This window comes from Rosettibacter sp. KY25 (assembly GCF_057554405.1).
Genome location: NZ_BAAJAO010000013.1, coordinates 22,836 through 41,021 on the forward strand (window position 1 = coordinate 22,836; position 18,186 = coordinate 41,021).

Annotated in this window: 15 protein-coding genes and 4 tRNA genes; 15 read left to right on the top strand and 4 right to left on the bottom strand. The window is 31.4% G+C overall.

Annotated features, from left to right (window positions below; translation table 11 throughout):
- Positions 1–8 precede the first annotated feature (8 nt).
- From AC27L2_RS09060 to AC27L2_RS09070, 3 genes are read right to left on the bottom strand one after another with little or no spacing between them, the layout of a single operon-like run.
- Entirely contained in the window at positions 9–707 is a 699-nt protein-coding gene (locus tag AC27L2_RS09060) for an ABC transporter ATP-binding protein (protein WP_487211447.1), read from the bottom strand.
- A 1-nt stretch (position 708) separates the two neighbouring features.
- Positions 709–1,938: an FtsX-like permease family protein gene (locus AC27L2_RS09065; protein WP_487211448.1), complete on the bottom strand. Its 1,230-nt coding sequence runs from the start codon at positions 1,936–1,938 to the stop codon at positions 709–711.
- A gap of 1 nt (position 1,939) precedes the next feature.
- On the bottom strand, positions 1,940–3,157 hold the full coding sequence (locus tag AC27L2_RS09070; RefSeq protein ID WP_487211449.1) for an ABC transporter permease: 1,218 nt from the start codon (positions 3,155–3,157) through the stop codon (positions 1,940–1,942).
- A 219-nt stretch (positions 3,158–3,376) separates the two neighbouring features.
- On the opposite strand from AC27L2_RS09070, the gene AC27L2_RS09075 reads away from it, so the two are divergent.
- The 4 genes from AC27L2_RS09075 (at position 3,377) to AC27L2_RS09090 (ending at position 3,972) form a co-directional block, all read left to right on the top strand.
- Positions 3,377–3,451: transfer RNA gene (locus AC27L2_RS09075), tRNA-Pro, on the top strand.
- Between the two features lie 57 nt (positions 3,452–3,508).
- Positions 3,509–3,582: transfer RNA gene (locus tag AC27L2_RS09080), tRNA-Arg, on the top strand.
- A gap of 227 nt (positions 3,583–3,809) precedes the next feature.
- Positions 3,810–3,886 (top strand) — tRNA-His (locus AC27L2_RS09085).
- Positions 3,887–3,900: 14 nt separating this feature from the next.
- Positions 3,901–3,972, top strand: a tRNA-Glu gene (locus tag AC27L2_RS09090).
- A gap of 718 nt (positions 3,973–4,690) precedes the next feature.
- On the opposite strand, the gene AC27L2_RS09095 is transcribed toward AC27L2_RS09090, so the two are convergent.
- Positions 4,691–5,089 (bottom strand): GNAT family N-acetyltransferase, encoded by a 399-nt coding sequence (locus tag AC27L2_RS09095; protein WP_487211450.1) that lies wholly within the window; start codon positions 5,087–5,089, stop codon positions 4,691–4,693.
- 136 nt (positions 5,090–5,225) lie between these two features.
- Between AC27L2_RS09095 and AC27L2_RS09100 the strand changes: the two genes are divergently transcribed.
- The 11 genes from AC27L2_RS09100 to AC27L2_RS09150 all read left to right on the top strand — a co-directional run bounded on the left by AC27L2_RS09100 (position 5,226) and on the right by AC27L2_RS09150 (position 18,150).
- The gene (locus AC27L2_RS09100) at positions 5,226–6,026 is read left to right on the top strand and encodes a lysophospholipid acyltransferase family protein (RefSeq protein WP_487211451.1); all 801 of its coding nucleotides are present in this window, start codon (positions 5,226–5,228) and stop codon (positions 6,024–6,026) included.
- A 141-nt stretch (positions 6,027–6,167) separates the two neighbouring features.
- A complete protein-coding gene (locus AC27L2_RS09105) occupies positions 6,168–8,960 on the top strand; it encodes a TonB-dependent receptor (RefSeq protein WP_487211452.1) in 2,793 nt (930 codons plus the stop codon).
- Between the two features lie 12 nt (positions 8,961–8,972).
- Positions 8,973–10,613, top strand: a complete 1,641-nt coding sequence (locus AC27L2_RS09110) for a T9SS type A sorting domain-containing protein (protein ID WP_487211453.1) — start codon at positions 8,973–8,975, stop codon at positions 10,611–10,613.
- A 171-nt stretch (positions 10,614–10,784) separates the two neighbouring features.
- Positions 10,785–11,810, top strand: a complete 1,026-nt coding sequence (locus AC27L2_RS09115; RefSeq protein ID WP_487211454.1) for a hypothetical protein — start codon at positions 10,785–10,787, stop codon at positions 11,808–11,810.
- Between the two features lie 21 nt (positions 11,811–11,831).
- Positions 11,832–12,881 (top strand): phosphate ABC transporter substrate-binding protein PstS, encoded by a 1,050-nt coding sequence (pstS, locus tag AC27L2_RS09120; protein ID WP_487211455.1) that lies wholly within the window; start codon positions 11,832–11,834, stop codon positions 12,879–12,881.
- 19 nt (positions 12,882–12,900) lie between these two features.
- On the top strand, positions 12,901–13,890 hold the full coding sequence (gene pstC, locus AC27L2_RS09125) for a phosphate ABC transporter permease subunit PstC (RefSeq protein WP_487211456.1): 990 nt from the start codon (positions 12,901–12,903) through the stop codon (positions 13,888–13,890).
- On the top strand, positions 13,875–14,741 hold the full coding sequence (pstA, locus tag AC27L2_RS09130) for a phosphate ABC transporter permease PstA (RefSeq protein WP_487211457.1): 867 nt from the start codon (positions 13,875–13,877) through the stop codon (positions 14,739–14,741). Before pstC ends, pstA begins: the two co-directional genes overlap by 16 nt.
- Before the next feature lie 3 nt (positions 14,742–14,744).
- A complete protein-coding gene (gene pstB, locus AC27L2_RS09135) occupies positions 14,745–15,554 on the top strand; it encodes a phosphate ABC transporter ATP-binding protein PstB (RefSeq protein ID WP_487211458.1) in 810 nt (269 codons plus the stop codon).
- On the top strand, positions 15,554–16,315 hold the full coding sequence (gene pstB, locus AC27L2_RS09140) for a phosphate ABC transporter ATP-binding protein PstB (protein WP_487211459.1): 762 nt from the start codon (positions 15,554–15,556) through the stop codon (positions 16,313–16,315). The genes pstB (AC27L2_RS09135) and pstB (AC27L2_RS09140) overlap by 1 nt, the downstream gene beginning before the upstream one ends.
- A gap of 24 nt (positions 16,316–16,339) precedes the next feature.
- Complete coding sequence (phoU, locus tag AC27L2_RS09145) at positions 16,340–17,041, top strand: phosphate signaling complex protein PhoU (protein WP_487211460.1); 702 nt, start codon at positions 16,340–16,342, stop codon at positions 17,039–17,041.
- A 161-nt stretch (positions 17,042–17,202) separates the two neighbouring features.
- Positions 17,203–18,150, top strand: coding sequence for a S66 peptidase family protein (locus AC27L2_RS09150; RefSeq protein ID WP_487211461.1), 948 nt, complete (start codon positions 17,203–17,205; stop codon positions 18,148–18,150).
- Positions 18,151–18,186: the final 36 nt, after the last annotated feature.

Here is an 18,186-nt window from a genome sequence, read left to right on the forward strand (position 1 = left end):
CTTGCTTCTTAATTCTTGATTCTCTCTGAATTAAATATCAATCCGTCTTTCATTTCAAAAACATAATCTCCAAGATTAATTAAAGATGGATTGTGTGTAACGATTAAAAATGTTATTCCAAAATTTTTATTGAGTTCAACAAAAAGATTATGAACTGCTTCGCTGTTTTGTGAATCGAGATTTCCAGTTGGTTCATCTGCAAGAATGATGGAGGGTTCATTTGCCAAAGCTCTTGCAATTGCAACTCTTTGTTGTTCTCCGCCAGAAAGTTCCGATGGTTTATGATGCATTCTTTCTTTTAATCCAACAATATCAAGCAATTCTTCTGCTCTTTTTACTGCTTGTTTCAATGAGGTTCCATTAATCATCATTGGAATGACAACATTTTCTAAAGCATCAAATTCAGGCAGAAGATGATGGAATTGAAATACAAATCCAATATTTTTATTTCTGAACGAAGATAATTTATCATCACCAAGTTTGAATATGTTTGTCCCTTTGATTATAACTTCACCGCTGTCAGGCAAGTCAAGTCCACCAAGAATGTGGAGTAAAGTGCTTTTGCCTGCGCCAGATGCTCCAACTATCAAAGTAATTTTACCAGCTTCAACATTCAAAGAAATCCCTTTTAAAATTTCTAATTTTTTTTCTTTTGTTTTGTAAAAAGATTTTTTAATGTTTTTTGCTTCAATGATGTAATTGTTCATTTCATTCATACTTTATTGAATCTATAATTATTGTATTTGCAGCTCTTTTTGCCGGATAAAGTGATGCAATAAAAGAAAGAAACATTGCCATCAATCCTACAGCAATTATATCAGTTAATTGAATTTTTACCGGCATTGCACTGATTATATATTTTGTTGGGTCCAAAGGATAAAAATTATACTTTATTTGCAGGTAACAGATTAATAAGCCAATTGTCATTCCTATAATTGTTCCAATAATTCCAACAAGAATTCCTTCCAGCATAAAAATTTTCAAGATAGAATTTTTTTCTAACCCCATTGAACGTAAAATTCCAATGTCTTTTTTCTTTTCGAGAACTGTCATTGTTAACGAAGCAAAAATATTAAATGTGGCAACAGCGATAATTAAGCTTAATAAAATGTAAGCAGACCATCGTTCAACTGTCATTACACTATATAAATCTTTGTGAAGGTCGTACCAAGTATTAGCAGAAAATAAATTTGCTGGAAGAATTTTCTGTAGTTCCTTTTTAACTTTTTCTGATTTGTCAATTTTATCTAATCGAAGTTCATAACCTGTAAAATTGTTTTTCAACCCAAATAATTTTTGAGCTGATTCTAAAGATGTAAAAGCATAAGAAATATCATAATCGCGATTGTTAGTTTCAAAAATTCCTGTGACTACAAATTTTCTTGTTGAAGGAAGTGATAAAGAAGTAATAGTTCTTTCAATATTATAAGCAGACGTAACATAAATTACATCACCAATTCTTGCAGAAAGGCGAAGAGCCAAGGGCAGACTTAAAATAATTTTGCTAGCATTGTCAATATTTTCAATATCAAATTTCCCGCTGATAATTTTAGTTGGTATTCCCCAATTTTCATTTTTCAGCGATGAAGGAATTCCTTTGAGTGTAACAATTTCATAACTTTTTTTATTGATTAGAAGTGATTTCCCTTCGGCAAAAGGGTAATATGTTTTAACATCAGAAATTTTTTTAACAGCAGATTCTAATTCATGAATTTTTGAAAATGCATTTTCATCAGTAATTGATATTCTAATGTGAGGATCGAAGCTTATTAAAATTGATGTAACAAGAGAACTAAAGCCATTAAAAACTGAAAGAACAATGATGAGTGCTGCAACGCCAATTGCAATTCCAGCAGTTGATAGAAAAGAAATTATTGTTATTAAATTTAATTTGTGTTTTGTTCTTAAATATCTTTTTGCAATAAATAGTTCAATCATTTTAATCAAACCTGATTGCTGAAATAGGTTGAATTCTTGATGCAACAAAAGCAGGAATAAGTGATGCAATTACAGAAACAGCAAATGTGATAATTGATACAAGTAAATAATTGTTTATAGTAATAAAAAGAGGCACCTTAGTTACAAAATAAATTTTTTCTGGAAGAGAAATAACATCAAATTTTTCTTGAATCATGCTTAAAATAAAAGCAAGGATGTTTCCAAGAATTAATCCTGAAATAGTTAAATAAATTCCATGAAGTAGAAAAACTTTTAATATCAATTTTCTGCTTGCCCCAAGTGAACGAAGTATCCCGATTGCATTTGTTCTTTCGAGCACTATCATCAATAATGTTCCAACAACATTAAAAGTTGCAACAAAAATTATTAAACCAAGAATAATTGGTATCGGCTCTTTTTGAAGTTCTAGCCATGTAAAAATATTTTGATGTATATTAAAAACTGTTTGAACATAATAAGGATAACCAAGTAAATCCTGAAGTTTATCGGCAATAAAATTAATATTCGAAATGTTTTTTAGTTTAAGATTGTAGCCAGAAATTTCATTCTGCATTCCAAATAATTCCTGTGCACTTTGAAAACTTATATACGCATTCAAGTCATCATAGTCAGCCATACCACTTTCAAAAATTCCTTCAACTTGAAATTGCATAATTGAAGGAGGATTCTCAGGAGAAGGTATTTGGTCGTGTTTAAGTGAAAAAAGAGTAATTTTGTCACCAACTTTTACAAAGAGTTTTTCTGCTAATTTTTTTCCTAAAATAATTTTATCGTTGTTATAATCACTTATCTTTCCTTCAACAATATAATTTTTTAAGATAATGTTGAAAGATTCTTTTTTTAATCCGGTAATAGTTATTCCTTCGGTTAATTTTTTTGATTTTATAATTGCGAGCTTCGAAATAAATGGGTCAATTTTTTCCATGTCATTTGGAAATTGATTTTTAATAAGATTAAGAATTTCAGGTTCATCTGGCAGGTTTCTTTTCCCAAATGAAGTAATCTTAATATGATAATTTAGATTGATTATTTTTTCTGTTACAATTTTTTGAAAGCCATCAAGCACAGTTAGCGCAATAATAACAACGCAAACACCAATCGCAATTCCTAAAATTGTAATAGTAGAAATTGTTGAAATAAATCGGGAATCTTTTTTTGATTTAATATACCTGTTCGATAAATAAAAAGTGATTGGCATAAACTCATTTTATTTATTGAAACAAAGATAGAAATATTCAATTTTATATTCCTGTATTGTGTAGGATTTGAGAAAGTCTTTAATTAAGAAGAAAAGAGTAAAAAATAATTATAAATACCAAATTGACATTTCTGAATCAAAGATATATTTTTGGAAGCCAAATTATTATGGACTGGGTAATCTAATCCAGTTAAAATTATTTTTTGAAAATATGGATATCGGGGAGTAGCTCAGCCCGGCTAGAGCGCTTGGTTTGGGACCAAGAAGTCGCAGGTTCGAATCCTGTCTCCCCGACATATTGAGTTCTTTCAATTTTTGTTTGTAGCTGCTTGCTCATCTTCAAATTTAAATGCGCCAGTAGCTCAATAGGATAGAGCATCAGCCTTCTAAGCTGAGGGTTAGTGGTTCGAGTCCACTCTGGCGTACACAAAAATGTTCTTGAAATATTGAGTAAAAAAGCCCGAAGCAAAAGCTGAGGGTTAGTGGTTCCTCCAAAGGAGTCCCTTTGGGAGAGTCCACTCTGGCGTATGAATTATGAAGTTCTTTTTATATTGAATTAGATAAACTAAAAGCCTCAAATTTAAGGAAAGAGATTCATCCACAAAATTTAATTGGAAGAATCTGTCTAAATTTGCTGATAAAAGTTTGAATGGTGAGCATAGCTCAGTTGGTTAGAGCATCTGGTTGTGGCCCAGAAGGTCATGGGTTCAAGTCCCATTGCTCACCCCACATAAAGTTTTAGAGGCCCCATCGTCTAACGGTTAGGACATCACTCTTTCAAGGTGAAAATACGGGTTCGATTCCCGTTGGGGTCACAAAGTCAAGTCTCAATAATTCCCCAAAAAAATTAATCACTCTTTCAAGGTGAAGATACGGGTTCTCCCAAAGGGATTCCTATGGAAGATTCCCGTTGGGGTCACAAAGTCAAGTCTCAATAATTCCCCAAAAAAATTAATCACTCTTTCAAGGTGAAAATACGGGTTCTCCCAAAGGGATTCCTATGGAAGATTCCCGTTGGGGTCACAAAGTCATTTCTCAATAATTCCCCCAAAAAATTAATCACTCTTTCAAGGTGAAAATACGGGTTCTCCCAAAGGGATTCCTATGGAAGATTCCCGTTGGGGTCACAAAGTTAGATCTCAGTAATTCCCCAAAAAAATTAATCACTCTTTCAAGGTGAAAATACGGGTTCTCCCAAAGGGATTCCTATGGAAGATTCCCGTTGGGGTCACAAAGTCAAGTCTCAATAATTCCCCAAAAAATTAATCACTCTTTCAAGGTGAAAACACGGGTTCTCCCAAAGGGATTCCTATGGAAGATTCCCGTTGGGGTCACAAAGTCAAGTATTAATAAAAAAATTTTTTCTTAACTACATCAAAACCCCAAAAGGGTTTAATGTTAATAGAGAAATGTAACTCTAAAGTAGTTCAAGAAAATAGAATTTGAAAATTGACCTTATCGATTTTTATAAAGCCTTGTTTATTCCATAATAAGAATCTTCAATAATTTGAAATAATAATCACAAATTAAATATTATCTTTTTCTATTAATGATAAATGCTCTTTCACATTTTTCAAATCCAATTTTAGGATAATAATTTATGGCTTCAGGCGCAGAAATTAATATTAGTGCTACTTCTTCACCGATTATTTCTTTTAGCATCTCAATTAGTTTTTTCCCAATTCCCCTGTTTTGATATTCTTTATCAACTGCTAAGTCTGACAAATAACAGCAATAAGAATAATCAGTCAATGCTCTTGCTATACCAACTAATTTTTTATCACTCCATGCAGAAATAATTATATCTGCATTTTCTATCATTCGTTTTATTCTTTCCAAATTATCATAAGGCCTTCTAATGCCAGAATTTCGAAAAACATTTGCAACATCTTCAGGATTTAATTCCTTTGAAAGTGAGTATTTTATTTCCAATTTTTCCTCCATAAATTTTAGTAAGGTTTGTGATTTTAGATGCATTTAACTATCGTATGGTTTTATAAAATTATTAATTGATTTTTGAAGATAGAAAATTAATTAACATATTTTTATAAACTTTTTATAAATTTTTATGAAAAACCAAAACATAATTATTGCTGAGAAAGATGAATATATAACAATTAACAATTATCATAAAAAACCTTTTCCTTCACTTTATTTTTATTTTTTCCATCTACTTCGAATTGTTGTTTATTGCAATCGTCAGGCAGTTAAAGGAATCTATGACGACGAAAAATGGATTTACTCTTCTCTCGATATGATGCGGGGACTCGAAAAAACGGGAATTAAATTTCACATTGAGGGAATGAACAATTTAAGGAAAGTTGACGGTCCTGTTGTTTTTGTTTCGAATCATATGAGTGTTCTGGAAACTTTTATTTTCCCATGCATAATTCATCCTGTTAAAAGAATTGTTTTTGTAATGAAAGAAGAGCTTGTAAGATTTCCTTTGTTTGGTCCAATCTCTGCAGCAAGAGATCCAATTTTGGTTTCAAGGAAAAATCCTCGAGAAGATTTAATGGCTGTATTAAATCAAGGGAGTGAAAAACTTGCAAATGGGAAATCAATAATAATTTTTCCTCAAAGAACAAGAACATTATTTATAAATCCATCGGGTTTTAATACACTTGGGATTAAATTAGCAAAAAGAAATAATGTGCCGATTATTCCGATTGCGCTTCTTACAGATGCATGGGGCAATGGAAAGTATCTTAAAGATTTTGGTAAAATAGATCCATTGAAAGAAGTAAAAATTTGTTTTGGAGAACCAATGTTTATAAGTGGTAATGGCAACGAAGAACATCAGAGAACAATCGAATTTATAAAAAGCAAATTAATTATGTGGGGCAGAAAGGATTTGATTCAAGAGTAATTCATATCAAAAAATTTTTCTCCAATAACTTCTTTTAACGCATTCCTAAACTTAACATTTACTTAACATTCAGTTAATAATGAGTTAACATTCCTTCTCTATGTTTGAGCAGCAAATTTAATTATGCAAGAGGAGGAGAAAGTGAGTAAATCGAACTATTCAAACAGCTTCAAAAGCATTTATCTTCTTTTATTGTACTTAATTCTTATGACAAATCCAGCGTATTCACAAAATAAAGTCAAAGGTTCCATAGGAGGGAAAATTGTTGATGAAACTACAGGCGAACCAATAATTGGAGCTAATGTAGTTCTCATTAATACAAACTATGGAGCTGCAAGTGATATAGAAGGAAATTTTGTTATATCAAATATAGAGCCAGGCGAATATGATTTGTTAATAAGTTACATATCTTATTCAAAAACAAAAATACCAAATGTAAAAGTAACAGCAGGGCAAAAAACAATTATCAATGTTGCATTAAAGCCGGAATCAATTAATATTGATGAAGTTGTAGTTATAAGTAAATCTGAAAATTCATACGAAGCTGCATTATTAAACAGACAAAAAAATTCAATCTCAATCAGCGACGGTATTAGTGCAGAGCAAATTAAAAAATCTCCAGATGCAACCTCAAGTGATGCACTAAAAAGAGTTACAGGCATTTCAATAGTTGATAATAAATTTATTTTTGTTAGAGGAACAAGCGAGCGATACAGCGATGCAAGACTTAACAATGCTCCACTTTCAAGCACGGAGCCGGATAAAAAATCTTTTGCTTTCGATATTATTCCATCAAATCTTCTTGATAATACTATAATTGAAAAAACTTATACACCAGATAAACCAGGTAATTTTTCTGGCGGGCTTGTCAACTTAAACACAATTGATTTTCCTGATAAACTAAAATTTAATATTTCATTTACTGGTTCTTATGTTCCCGATATAACTTTTTCTCAATTCTTAACTTATAATGGTGGCAAATTAGATTTTCTGGGCATTGATGACGGCACAAGAAGTCTTCCTTCAAGCATTCCTTCTGATTTAAGCAAAGGTAATTATTCTCCAAACCAAATTTTAGATTTTGCAAAATCATTGCCGAATAATTGGTCAACAAAATCTACCAAAGCACCTTTGAATGGCGGTTTTATGATTTCATTGGGAGACGGAGTAAGTTTGTTCGGACCGAAGTTTGGTTTTGTAACTGCATTATCATATCGCAATCAATTTAATAAAATCCATTTAGACAGAAACGAATACGAAGCAAGCGGTGAACCAAGATTTAATTATTCTGGTAATCAATATACATATTCAACTTTATGGGGAGGAATATTAAATCTAAGTTATAAGCTTACAGATTATCATAAATTTAGTTTTAAAAATACTTACAGTCATACATCAGATGATGAAGTCTCGGAGCTACAGGGCGCTCAGTATACTGATGCAGGCTCAGAACAAATTTTAACATCAATGAGATTTACTTCAAGAGAAGTTTATACTGGGCAGTTAAGCGGTGAACACTTTTTCAGTTCATTAAACAATTTACAACTTGAGTGGAAATTATTTAATTCAATTTCTCACAGAAATGAACCTGATTACAGAAGAATAATTTATTCACGTGAACTTGGCAGTGATAATCAATTTGCTGCATTATTAGGTCCACAAGTTAATCTGAAAAATGGCGGAAGATTTTATTCAAATCTTTCTGAAGATACAAAAGGAGTTAATCTTGATTTTTCTTTGCCTGTTTCAACTTTGAAATTAAAATTCGGAAGTAGTTATGAAAATAAAGATAGAGATTTTAATTCAAGATTAATTGGAACAATAATTAATGCACCTGGCAATGGTTATACGGATTTTAACTTATTGTATTTGCCAATAGATAAAATCTTTTCTCCTGAAAATTTCAGAAAGAATGGATTTTCAATTCAAGAATATTTGAATGGAACAAATAATTACAAAGCTGAACAAAATTATTTTGCAGCTTACTTAATGTTAGATCAAAACATTTCATTGTTTGATAAAGAGTTAAAAATAATTGCTGGGGCAAGATTAGAAAATTCAGTTCAAAGAATAAAATCAAGAGATCTATCAGACCAGAAAGATTTATTATTTGAATTAAAGAATATTGATATTCTTCCTTCAATTAACTTGATTTATAAAATTTCTAATGCTTCCAATATTAGATTTGCAGCAAATCAAACTGTAAACAGACCTGAATTAAGAGAACTTGCACCATTTGCATATTTTGATTTTTATACTCAAACATCCGTTCGTGGTAATCCTGATTTAAGAAGAGCTCTGGTTAAAAACTACGACTTAAGATTTGAAACCTATCCTGATATTGGAGAATTATTCTCAGCAAGTTTCTTTTATAAAGATATAAAAGATGCTATAGAGCAGGTAGTAGTTACTGGAAGTGCACTCGGTTCTGAAAGAACATTCATGAATTCTGAGATTGCAAAAGTTTATGGTCTTGAATTAGAAGCAAGATTTGGATTAAAACGCATAACAAAATTATTATCAAATTTTTCAATCAATACAAATTATACTTTAGTAAAATCTGAAGTAACAGTAAGGGGCACAGAAACAACGATTTCCAGAACAGGAAGACCACTTCAAGGTCAATCACCTTATGTTATAAATTTAGCATTATCATACAATACGCAGGATTACGGCACAACAATAAGTTTATTGTATAACCGTATTGGTGAAAGAATTATAGAAGTAGCAACAGCTTATGAAGATGATATAATTGAAAAACCACGTGATGTCATTGACCTTGTGATAAATCATAAATTGACAGAAAATATCGAACTTAAAGTCTCTGTCAAAGATATTCTTGCACAAAATAAAATTTTCATGCAGGGAAATAAAAAAGCAAGACTTGACAGCAACAATTCGTCTTTATCATTTAACATATCTTATAAATTATAAAAGGAGGTATTAATGTATAAGCAATTTCTAAAATTATTACTTTTTTCTTTAATTACTTTATCATCTTCATTTGCTCAATTAGCTTCTTACGATGAAGTATTAGAAGGAAATATCAATTCAGACAAAACACTGGATGCAAACAAGAAATATTTATTAAGAGGTTTTGTAAATGTTAATGAACCTGCTACTCTGACAATACCCGCAGGAACAATAATTTATGGAGAAAAATCATCTAAAGGAACATTAATTATAAATCGCGGTGCAAAAATTATTGCAAATGGGACCAAAGAAAAACCAATTGTATTTACCAGTCAAGAACCTGTTGGACAGCGTGCAGCAGGAGATTGGGGTGGTATAATCATAGCTGGAAAAGCAAAGTTAAATGTTCCTGGAGGAACAGCAGTGATTGAAGGAGGTACAGGAACAATTTACGGTGGTGGTGATAATCCAAATGATGATGACAGCAGCGGTGTTATTAGATATGTTAGAATTGAATTTCCCGGCATTGCATTCCTACCTGATAATGAAATTAATGGTTTAACATTAGCAGGGGTAGGCAGAAAAACTGTAATTGAATATGTTCAAGTTAGTTACAGTGGTGATGATTCATTTGAATGGTTTGGTGGAACAGTTAATTGTAAATACTTGATAGCTTATAAAGGTCTCGATGATGATTTTGATACAGATTTTGGTTACCGAGGTAAATGTCAGTTCCTTTTTGGTTTCAGAGACCCAAACATTGCAGATATAAGCGGCAGCAATGGCTTTGAATCAGATAATGATGGAACAGGAACTTTAAATGAACCAAGAACCCAGCCAATATATTCTAATGTTACTTTAATTGGACCATTATCCACTCCTGACTTCACACAATTTAATCCGAATTTCAAAAGAGGAGCACATTTAAGAAGGTCAACTCTTACTTCTATTTATAATTCAATTATTATGGGTTATCCAGTTGGACTTTTGATTGATGGTCAGAATTCTGCTGATGGCGCATTATCAAACAATTTACAAATTAGAAATACAATTATTGCTGGTTCTCAAACAGGCAAAAATTTAACTACCAATGTTAATAGTTTTGATGTAGCTGCATGGTTTAACAATACAGAATTTGGCAATAAAACATTTAATTTGAGCACAGATGTAAATTTGATTGATCCATTCAATTTATCTTCTCCTAATCCAGTTCCAAACAGTAATTCTCCTGCTGTTAATGCAGCAAACTTTAATAACGACAGATTAAATGATCCATTCTTTACAAAAGTAAATTATATTGGTGCATTTGCACCTGGCAGCCCACGCTGGGATGAAGGCTGGACAAATTATGACCCGCAGAATACAAATTATAGTGTTACAAGTTCAATTGAAGAAAGTGAATTTATTCCTTCTGAATTTGTTTTATATCAAAATTATCCCAATCCATTTAATCCATCAACAACAATAACTTTCAAATTATCAAAACCTGCTTATGTAAAATTATCAGTTTATAATTCTCTTGGGCAGTTAGTTGAAAATCTTGTTAGTGAATATAAAAATCCAGGAACATATTCTATTAATTGGAATGCTGAAAATTTATCAACAGGAATTTATTATTATTCTTTACAAACCGAAGGAAATACAATTTCAAAAAAGATGATGCTTTTGAAGTAACTCTCTCTCCTCTCTCTCTTTCCTCTGGCGTCTCGTTTTAAACCCGGCGGGGCGCCAGTTTTCTTCTCTAAATTTAACATTTTCTTAACATAACACTGCTAATTAAACAAGATAATTTTAATTATAATTGCATATTCTAATACGGGTTTATAAGAGGAGAGAGAGAAAAAAATGAAATTAAGTTTTCAAGCAATTATTGTGTTCATTCTTTTAACAAATTTATTGCATGCTCAAAATCTTCCGAAATTTAGCGGATTAATGTTCGGCGATTATTTTTATAACCTCAATCATCACAATTCCGCTGAAGAAGGAATGAATGGATTTCAATTTAGAAGAATTTTTATAACTGCAGATTATTCTATCTCTGAAAAATTCAATTCAAGGTTTAGAATTGAAGCAGATAATATTTCATTATTAAATACCACTGCCAGTAAAATGAATATGTGGGTAAAGGATGCTTACTTGGAATGGATTGATATTTTCGAAGGCTCAAGTTTATTTGTTGGAGTTTCTCCAACCCCGGCTTTTGAAATTTCTACAAGAATATGGAATCATCGATTTCTCGAAAAAACTATTCTTGATTATAATGGAATTGTTTCAAGCAGAGATATGGGAATGGATTTAAGAGGTAAATTATTGAGTGATGGTAAAATCAAATACTGGTTTAAGATTGGAAATAATGCGAATGCCGGTCCAGAAAACAATAAACAAAAAAGATTTTATGGATTGCTCGAATTTTATCCTCTGAATGATTTTATAATTACTCTTTATGGTGATTTTACAACTTTATCATCAATTTATGATAAATTTTCTAATTCAACCAAAAAAACTAATAGCTATGTTTTAACATTATTCTGTAATTATAAATACAATAGTTTTTCAGCAGGATTGGAAACATTATTCAGAAATATTAAAAATGGTTTTCAAAATAGTGCTCAATTAACCGATTTACATACTTATGGAATTTCTCTTTGGGCATATTATAATTTGAATAATAAATTTACACTTGTAAGCCGCTATGATTTTTATGATAATAATTCTAAAATTCACAATGATGATTATTCACTAATAATTCTTGCTTTTGATTATAAACCTGCTGCTCGCATTCATTTTGCCCCTAATGTTGAATGGAAGACTTATAAAAATGGAAGCTGTGATGATGTAATCCCAAGATTAACTTTTTTCTGGGAATTTTAAAAATTAAGAAGGAGGAAAAAAATGAAAATTAAGATAATTACTTTACTTTTGTTTTTATTGAGTTCATTTACATTAACTTCTGCACAAGTGCAATTAAATGCTGCAGGAGCCACATTCCCATATGTAATTTATTCAAAGTGGTTTGATGAATTTAAAAAATTAACCGGTATTCAAATTAATTATCAATCAATTGGAAGCGGCGGTGGAATTAAGCAGGTGATTGAAGGAACAGTTGATTTTGGTGCAAGTGATGGTCCAATGAGCGATGAACAATTAAAAGAAGCAAAACAAAAAAGAGGAACTGAAATTGTTCACATTCCTGCTGTTCTTGGTGCTGTAGTACTCAGCTATAACTTGAAAGAAGTTAACAAGCCAATTAAACTTGATGGTAAAACAATCGCTGATATTTTTCTTGGAAAAATTTATATGTGGAACGATAAGAGAATTGCTGCATTAAATCCCGATATAAAACTTCCTAATAAAAGTATAATTGTTGTTCATCGTTCAGATGGAAGCGGAACTACTTTTATATTTACAAATTATCTTTCAAAAGTGAGTGATGAGTGGGCTAAAAAAGTTGGCTATAATACATCAGTAAACTGGCCTATTGGTCTTGGCGGCAAAGGGAATGAAGGTGTTACAGGAGTAATTAAACAAACAGACGGAGCAATTGGTTATGTTGAATTAGCTTATGCAGTTAAAAATAACTTACCTTATGCATTAATTAAAAATAAAGCTAACAATTTTGTTGAAGCAAATTTTAAAACTGTTTCTGCAGCCTCCGATGGTGCATCGAAAAATATGCCTGATGATTTAAGAGCAATGATTACTGATGCAGATGGAAAAGATTCTTATCCAATCTCTGGATTTACATGGCTTTTAGTTTATAAAGACATGAAAGACAAAGCAAAAGCAGAGGCACTTGTTAAATTCTTAAAATGGGCAATGGAAAAAGGTCAAGCCTATGCTGAAGATTTATATTATGCACCACTTCCTGCATCTGTAATTAAACTTAATTTGAAAAAAATAAATTCACTTACACTTAATGGTAAACCAATTCGTGTAAAATAAATTATTAGACTAAATCAGCATGTTTGAAAATAAATCATACACCTTGATTAACGAAAAATTAAAGAAGAACAATTTCGAAGAAATAAGTAAAAAGAAAAAAATAAATTTAGGCGATTTTCTTTACGAAAAGCTTACTCTGATATTTGGAATTATTGTATTTCTTCTTGCAGTTCTTATGGGTTATGAAATGTATATCAGTTCGAAACTTTCCATTTCAAAATTTGGCTGGAAATTTTTAACAGAAACAACATGGGACCCAGTTGCAGAAATTTATGGAGCTCTGCCTTCAATTTTTGGAACTGTTGTTTCATCATTTCTTGCACTTTTAATTGCTGTTCCATTGAGTTTAGGTGTTGCAATTTATTTATCAGAGTTAGCTCCTCGCTGGCTTGAAAAACCTCTTTCATTTCTTGTTGAATTACTTGCCGGTATACCAAGTATTGTTTATGGTTTGTGGGGAATCTTTGTTCTTGTTCCATGGCTTCGTTCTGAAGTTCAACCATTTCTTTATGAACATCTTGGATTTTTGCCTTTTTTCAGAGGACCAATGTATGGTTTCAGCATGCTTGCAGCTGCAATAATTTTGTCAATTATGGTTCTTCCAATTATTACTTCAATTTCAAGAGATATAATGAAATCTGTTCCTTCAATTCAAAAAGAAGCTGCACTTGCACTTGGAGCTACCAAATGGGAAGCAACTAAAATTGTTCTTATGAATTCGAAATCTGGAATTCTTGGTGCAACAATGCTTGGACTTGGAAGAGCAATCGGGGAAACAATGGCTGTAACAATGGTTATTGGAAATAGACCAATTATTTCTGTGTCACTGTTTGATCCCGGTTATACTATGGCAAGTATTATTGCTAATGAATTTACAGAAGCAACCTCTGAATTATATCTTAGTGCATTAATTGAATTGGCTTTAATTCTTTTTGTTATTACTATAATAATTAATGCATCTGCAAGACTGCTTGTATGGAGTCTGGAGAAAAAATGGAAAAGAGTATAATGAATTATAAACGAAAACTAATTTATCGTAAGATTGTCAGTTTCATCATAATGAATTTAACATTTATTGCAGCATTGCTTGCAATAGTTCCTCTGGCATTTATTTTTTATTACACTGTTTCAAAAGGAATTTCTCACTTAAATCTTGAATTCTTTATTTCAATGCCAAAGCCAGTGGGGGAGCCTGGCGGAGGAATGGCAAATGCAATAGTTGGGACATTAATTTTGGTCGGTTTGGGCGGCTTGATTGGATTGCCAATAGGAATTATGGCAGGTATCTATCTTGCTGAATTTGGAAATAATAAATTTGGTTTTGTTCTTAGATTTATGACAGATGTTTTAAGCGGTATCCCATCAATTGTAATTGGTGTTGTTGCTTACACTCTGGTTGTAATTCCAATGAAACATTTCTCGGCTTTAGCAGGTGGTGTAGCTCTTGCAATATTGATGATTCCAACTGTAACAAGAACAACTGAAGAAATGATTAGATTGGTGCCTCATAGTTATCGAGAAGCAGGACTTGGTCTTGGAATTCCAAAATGGAAAACTTCTCTTTTCATTATTCTTAGAACAGCATGGAAAGGAATTGCAACTGGAATTCTGCTTGCTTTGTCTCGCGCAGCAGGCGAAACTGCTCCACTTTTATTTACAGCTCTTGGCAATAGATTCTGGTCAACAAATGTTTTTCAGCCGATTGCATCTCTTACAGTTTACATTTATGACTATGCACGTGCACCTTTTGAAGACTGGAATGAACAGGCATGGACTGCTGCTCTTGTCTTAATTTTATTTATTTCTATTTTCAGTATAATTTTTAGAATAATCACTAAATCAAAATATAAAGCTAATTAAGTTATGATTGAAACAGATGTAATTTCAAAATTATTATCATTACAGGAAGAAAAAGCAAAGAGATTTGAAGAAATTATTAAAGCTGAAAAACTTTCTGCATTTTTTGGAGAAGTAAAAGCTCTCGATGAAATTACTATTTCAATTCCTAAGAATAATGTTACTGCAATAATTGGTCCTTCTGGCTGTGGCAAATCAACTTTTTTAAGATGCTTAAATAAAATGCATGAAGTTGCTGGTGGTTCGATGTCAGGAAAAATATTTTATAAAGGAATTAATATTCAAAATATTGACCCGGTGATTTTAAGAAGAAATATTGGAATGGTTTTTCAAAAACCAAATCCTTTCCCGACAATGTCAATTATGAACAATGTTGTTGCTGGATTGAAATACAATGGAATAAATGATAAAAAGCTGTTAAATGAAATTGCTGAAATATGCTTGAAGAAAGTTGGATTGTGGGACGAAGTTAAAGATAATCTTAATCGCTCAGGTGCAAGTTTATCAGGCGGGCAGCAGCAAAGACTCTGTATTGCAAGAACAATTGCACTTAATCCAGATGTAATTTTAATGGATGAACCTACAAGTGCTCTCGACCCAATTGCTACTACTAAAATTGAGGATTTAATTTACGAACTGAAAAAAGATTACACAATAATAATTGTTACTCACAATATGCAGCAGGCTGCAAGAGTTAGTGATTATACTGCATTCTTTTACATGGGTAAATTAATTGAATTTTCTAACACAAGAAAAATTTTCACAAATCCATCTAACAAACAAACAGAAGAATATATTGCAGGAAGATTTGGCTGATGGATAACAATTTCAAAATAAAAGTCAAAAACCTGAATTTATTTTACGGCAAACTAAAAGCACTCAATAATATTTCTTTGAACATTAAAGAAAAAAAAGTTACTGCATTAATTGGTCCATCAGGATGCGGTAAATCTACATTTTTAAGATGCTTAAATAGAATGAACGACTTAATCGAAAATGTTAAAATTGAAGGTGATGTTATTGTTGATGGTAAAAACATTTATAAAGACAGAATTGATGTAGTTGAATTAAGAAAAAAAGTTGGAATGATTTTTCAAAAATCAAATCCATTTCCAATGTCAATTTATGATAATGTTGCATACGGACCAAGGATAAATGGAATTAGAAATAAATCAGAATTAGATGAAATAGTAGAAAAAAGTTTAAGAAAAGCCGCTCTCTGGGATGAAGTTAAAGATAATCTCAAAAAAAGTGGTTTATCATTAAGTGGGGGTCAACAGCAAAGATTATGTATTGCTCGTGCAATTGCAGTTGAACCCGAAATTCTTTTAATGGATGAACCAGCAAGTGCACTCGACCCAATTTCTACTACGAAAATTGAAGACCTCATTTTTGAGTTGAAAAATAATTATACTATTGTTATTGTTACTCACAATATGCAGCAGGCATCAAGAGTTAGTGATTACACAGCATTTTTTTATATGGGAAATTTGATTGAATATGCTGATACAGTTAAAATATTTACTGCACCAGAAAATAAACAAACAGAAGATTATATTCGCGGTCGATTTGGATAATTTCAAAAATTAAGGAAGAAAAATATGCAGGAACACTTTTTAGCAGAAATTGAAAGTCTTAAAACAAATTTAATTAAAATGGCTTCACTTGTTGATGAACAAGTTGAACGAGTTATCAATGCACTCGAAACAGGCAATGTTGAATTATGCAAAGGAGTTAAAGCACGAGATATCGAAGTTGATGCTTATGACAATCTTATTCAAGCACAATGCGAAAATCTTCTTGCCCTTTTTCAGCCAGTTGCTGCAGATTTAAGATTTATCATTTCTGCATTAATGATAAATAATCAACTCGAAAGATGCGGAGATATTGCAGTCAACATTGCACAAAGAATAAAAAAAACAAAAGATTATAATTCATTAATCATAGAAGCACAAATTAACGAAATGGGAAAACAAGCCCGTCAAATGTTAAAAAATGCAATTGATTCTTTTATTTATGGTGATAGCCAGCTTGCTGATTCTGTAATTAAAAATGATGAGGTAGTGGATAATCTAAATAAACAAGCATTCCGTTTTTTAGTATCGAAAATGCAATCAGATAGTAATTTAATTGAACCTGCTGCACATTTAATAGTTTTAACAAGACATATTGAAAGATTAGCAGATCATGCAACTAACATTGCAGAAGATTTAGTCTTTTATGTAGAAGCTAAAATTGTTTCTCACAAGAAGAAACTTCAAAAATTAGAAAAAAGAGAAGGGGAAGAATCACAAGAATTATAACTTTAGCTGGTTTAATTTAATTCTATACAATTATCAAAGTCATTAAAATTTACATTCCTTAAATCTCATCTCTAAAAAATTATTAAATTTCCAATAAAAAAATTCTTTGCTTTAGATTTTAGTTTTTTTATATTTAACACCAGTTCAGTGATTATTTATTAATGGGAATAATCAAACCAGAACGGCTTAAAACGGGTGATGTGATTGGCATAATTTCGCCAGCTTCTTCTCCAGATGATTTATCAAAAATCAATAAAGGAATTACATACCTCGAAAGTTTAGGCTACAGAGTTGAAGTTGGTAAAAATGTCGGTCAGCAAGAAGGATACCTTGCTGGTTCAGATACTCAACGACTTTCAGACCTTCACGATATGTTCAAAAATAAAAATGTCAAAGCAATTTTTACTCTCCGCGGCGGTTATGGCTCAACAAGACTTTTAGACAAAATCGATTACAAGCTTATTCGCAACAATCCCAAAATTTTTGTTGGACATAGTGATATAAATGCACTTCAAATGGCATTTTTAACAAAATGTGGACTTGTAACTTTTTCAGGTCCAATGGTTGCTGTTGATTTTCAGGATGAAATTAGTCCATTTACAGAAGAATTGTTCTGGAGAATACTTACTTCAAATAAAAAAATTGGAAAACTTCAAAATCCAAGAAATGAAAAATTTTTTGTTCTAACAAAAGGAAGAGCTCAAGGAAAAATTGTTGGCGGAAATTTAAGCATTTTTACTTCATTGATGGGAACAGAATTTTTTCCTCAACAGCAAATTAAAGGAGCAATTCTGCTTTTAGAAGATATAAATGAAGCACCATACAGAATTGACAGAATGTTAAATCAACTGCGTCTTGCCAAAGTTTTTAATATGATTAATGGGGTCATCCTTGGCGATTTTATCAATTGCTTTGAAACTAATTCTGAGAAAAAATCTTTTACACTTAATGAAGTGATATTTGAATATTTCAAGAAATTAAAAGTGCCCGTAATTTATAATGTAAGACATGGACATATTAAAGATAATATTACATTCCCATTTGGAATTAAATGTGTTATTAATTCTGGAAACAGCTCTATCGAAATTCCCGAAAGTGCAGTAAAATAATTTTATCAAAAATATTTCTTAAGAATCCCGCCTAAA

Bases quoted from the DNA above. Each gene is read 5' to 3' on its own strand.
- phoU (WP_487211460.1), top strand. From the start codon at position 16,340: ATGCAGGAACACTTTTTAGCAGAAATTGAAAGTCTTAAAACAAATTTA.
- pstB (WP_487211458.1), top strand. From the start codon at position 14,745: ATGATTGAAACAGATGTAATTTCAAAATTATTATCATTACAGGAAGAA.
- AC27L2_RS09110 (WP_487211453.1), top strand. From the start codon at position 8,973: ATGTATAAGCAATTTCTAAAATTATTACTTTTTTCTTTAATTACTTTA.
- AC27L2_RS09070 (WP_487211449.1), bottom strand. From the start codon at position 3,157: ATGCCAATCACTTTTTATTTATCGAACAGGTATATTAAATCAAAAAAA.
- pstC (WP_487211456.1), top strand. From the start codon at position 12,901: ATGTTTGAAAATAAATCATACACCTTGATTAACGAAAAATTAAAGAAG.
- AC27L2_RS09100 (WP_487211451.1), top strand. From the start codon at position 5,226: ATGAAAAACCAAAACATAATTATTGCTGAGAAAGATGAATATATAACA.
- pstB (WP_487211459.1), top strand. From the start codon at position 15,554: ATGGATAACAATTTCAAAATAAAAGTCAAAAACCTGAATTTATTTTAC.
- AC27L2_RS09060 (WP_487211447.1), bottom strand. From the start codon at position 707: ATGAACAATTACATCATTGAAGCAAAAAACATTAAAAAATCTTTTTAC.
- AC27L2_RS09065 (WP_487211448.1), bottom strand. From the start codon at position 1,938: ATGATTGAACTATTTATTGCAAAAAGATATTTAAGAACAAAACACAAA.
- AC27L2_RS09150 (WP_487211461.1), top strand. From the start codon at position 17,203: ATGGGAATAATCAAACCAGAACGGCTTAAAACGGGTGATGTGATTGGC.
- AC27L2_RS09115 (WP_487211454.1), top strand. From the start codon at position 10,785: ATGAAATTAAGTTTTCAAGCAATTATTGTGTTCATTCTTTTAACAAAT.
- pstS (WP_487211455.1), top strand. From the start codon at position 11,832: ATGAAAATTAAGATAATTACTTTACTTTTGTTTTTATTGAGTTCATTT.
- pstA (WP_487211457.1), top strand. From the start codon at position 13,875: ATGGAAAAGAGTATAATGAATTATAAACGAAAACTAATTTATCGTAAG.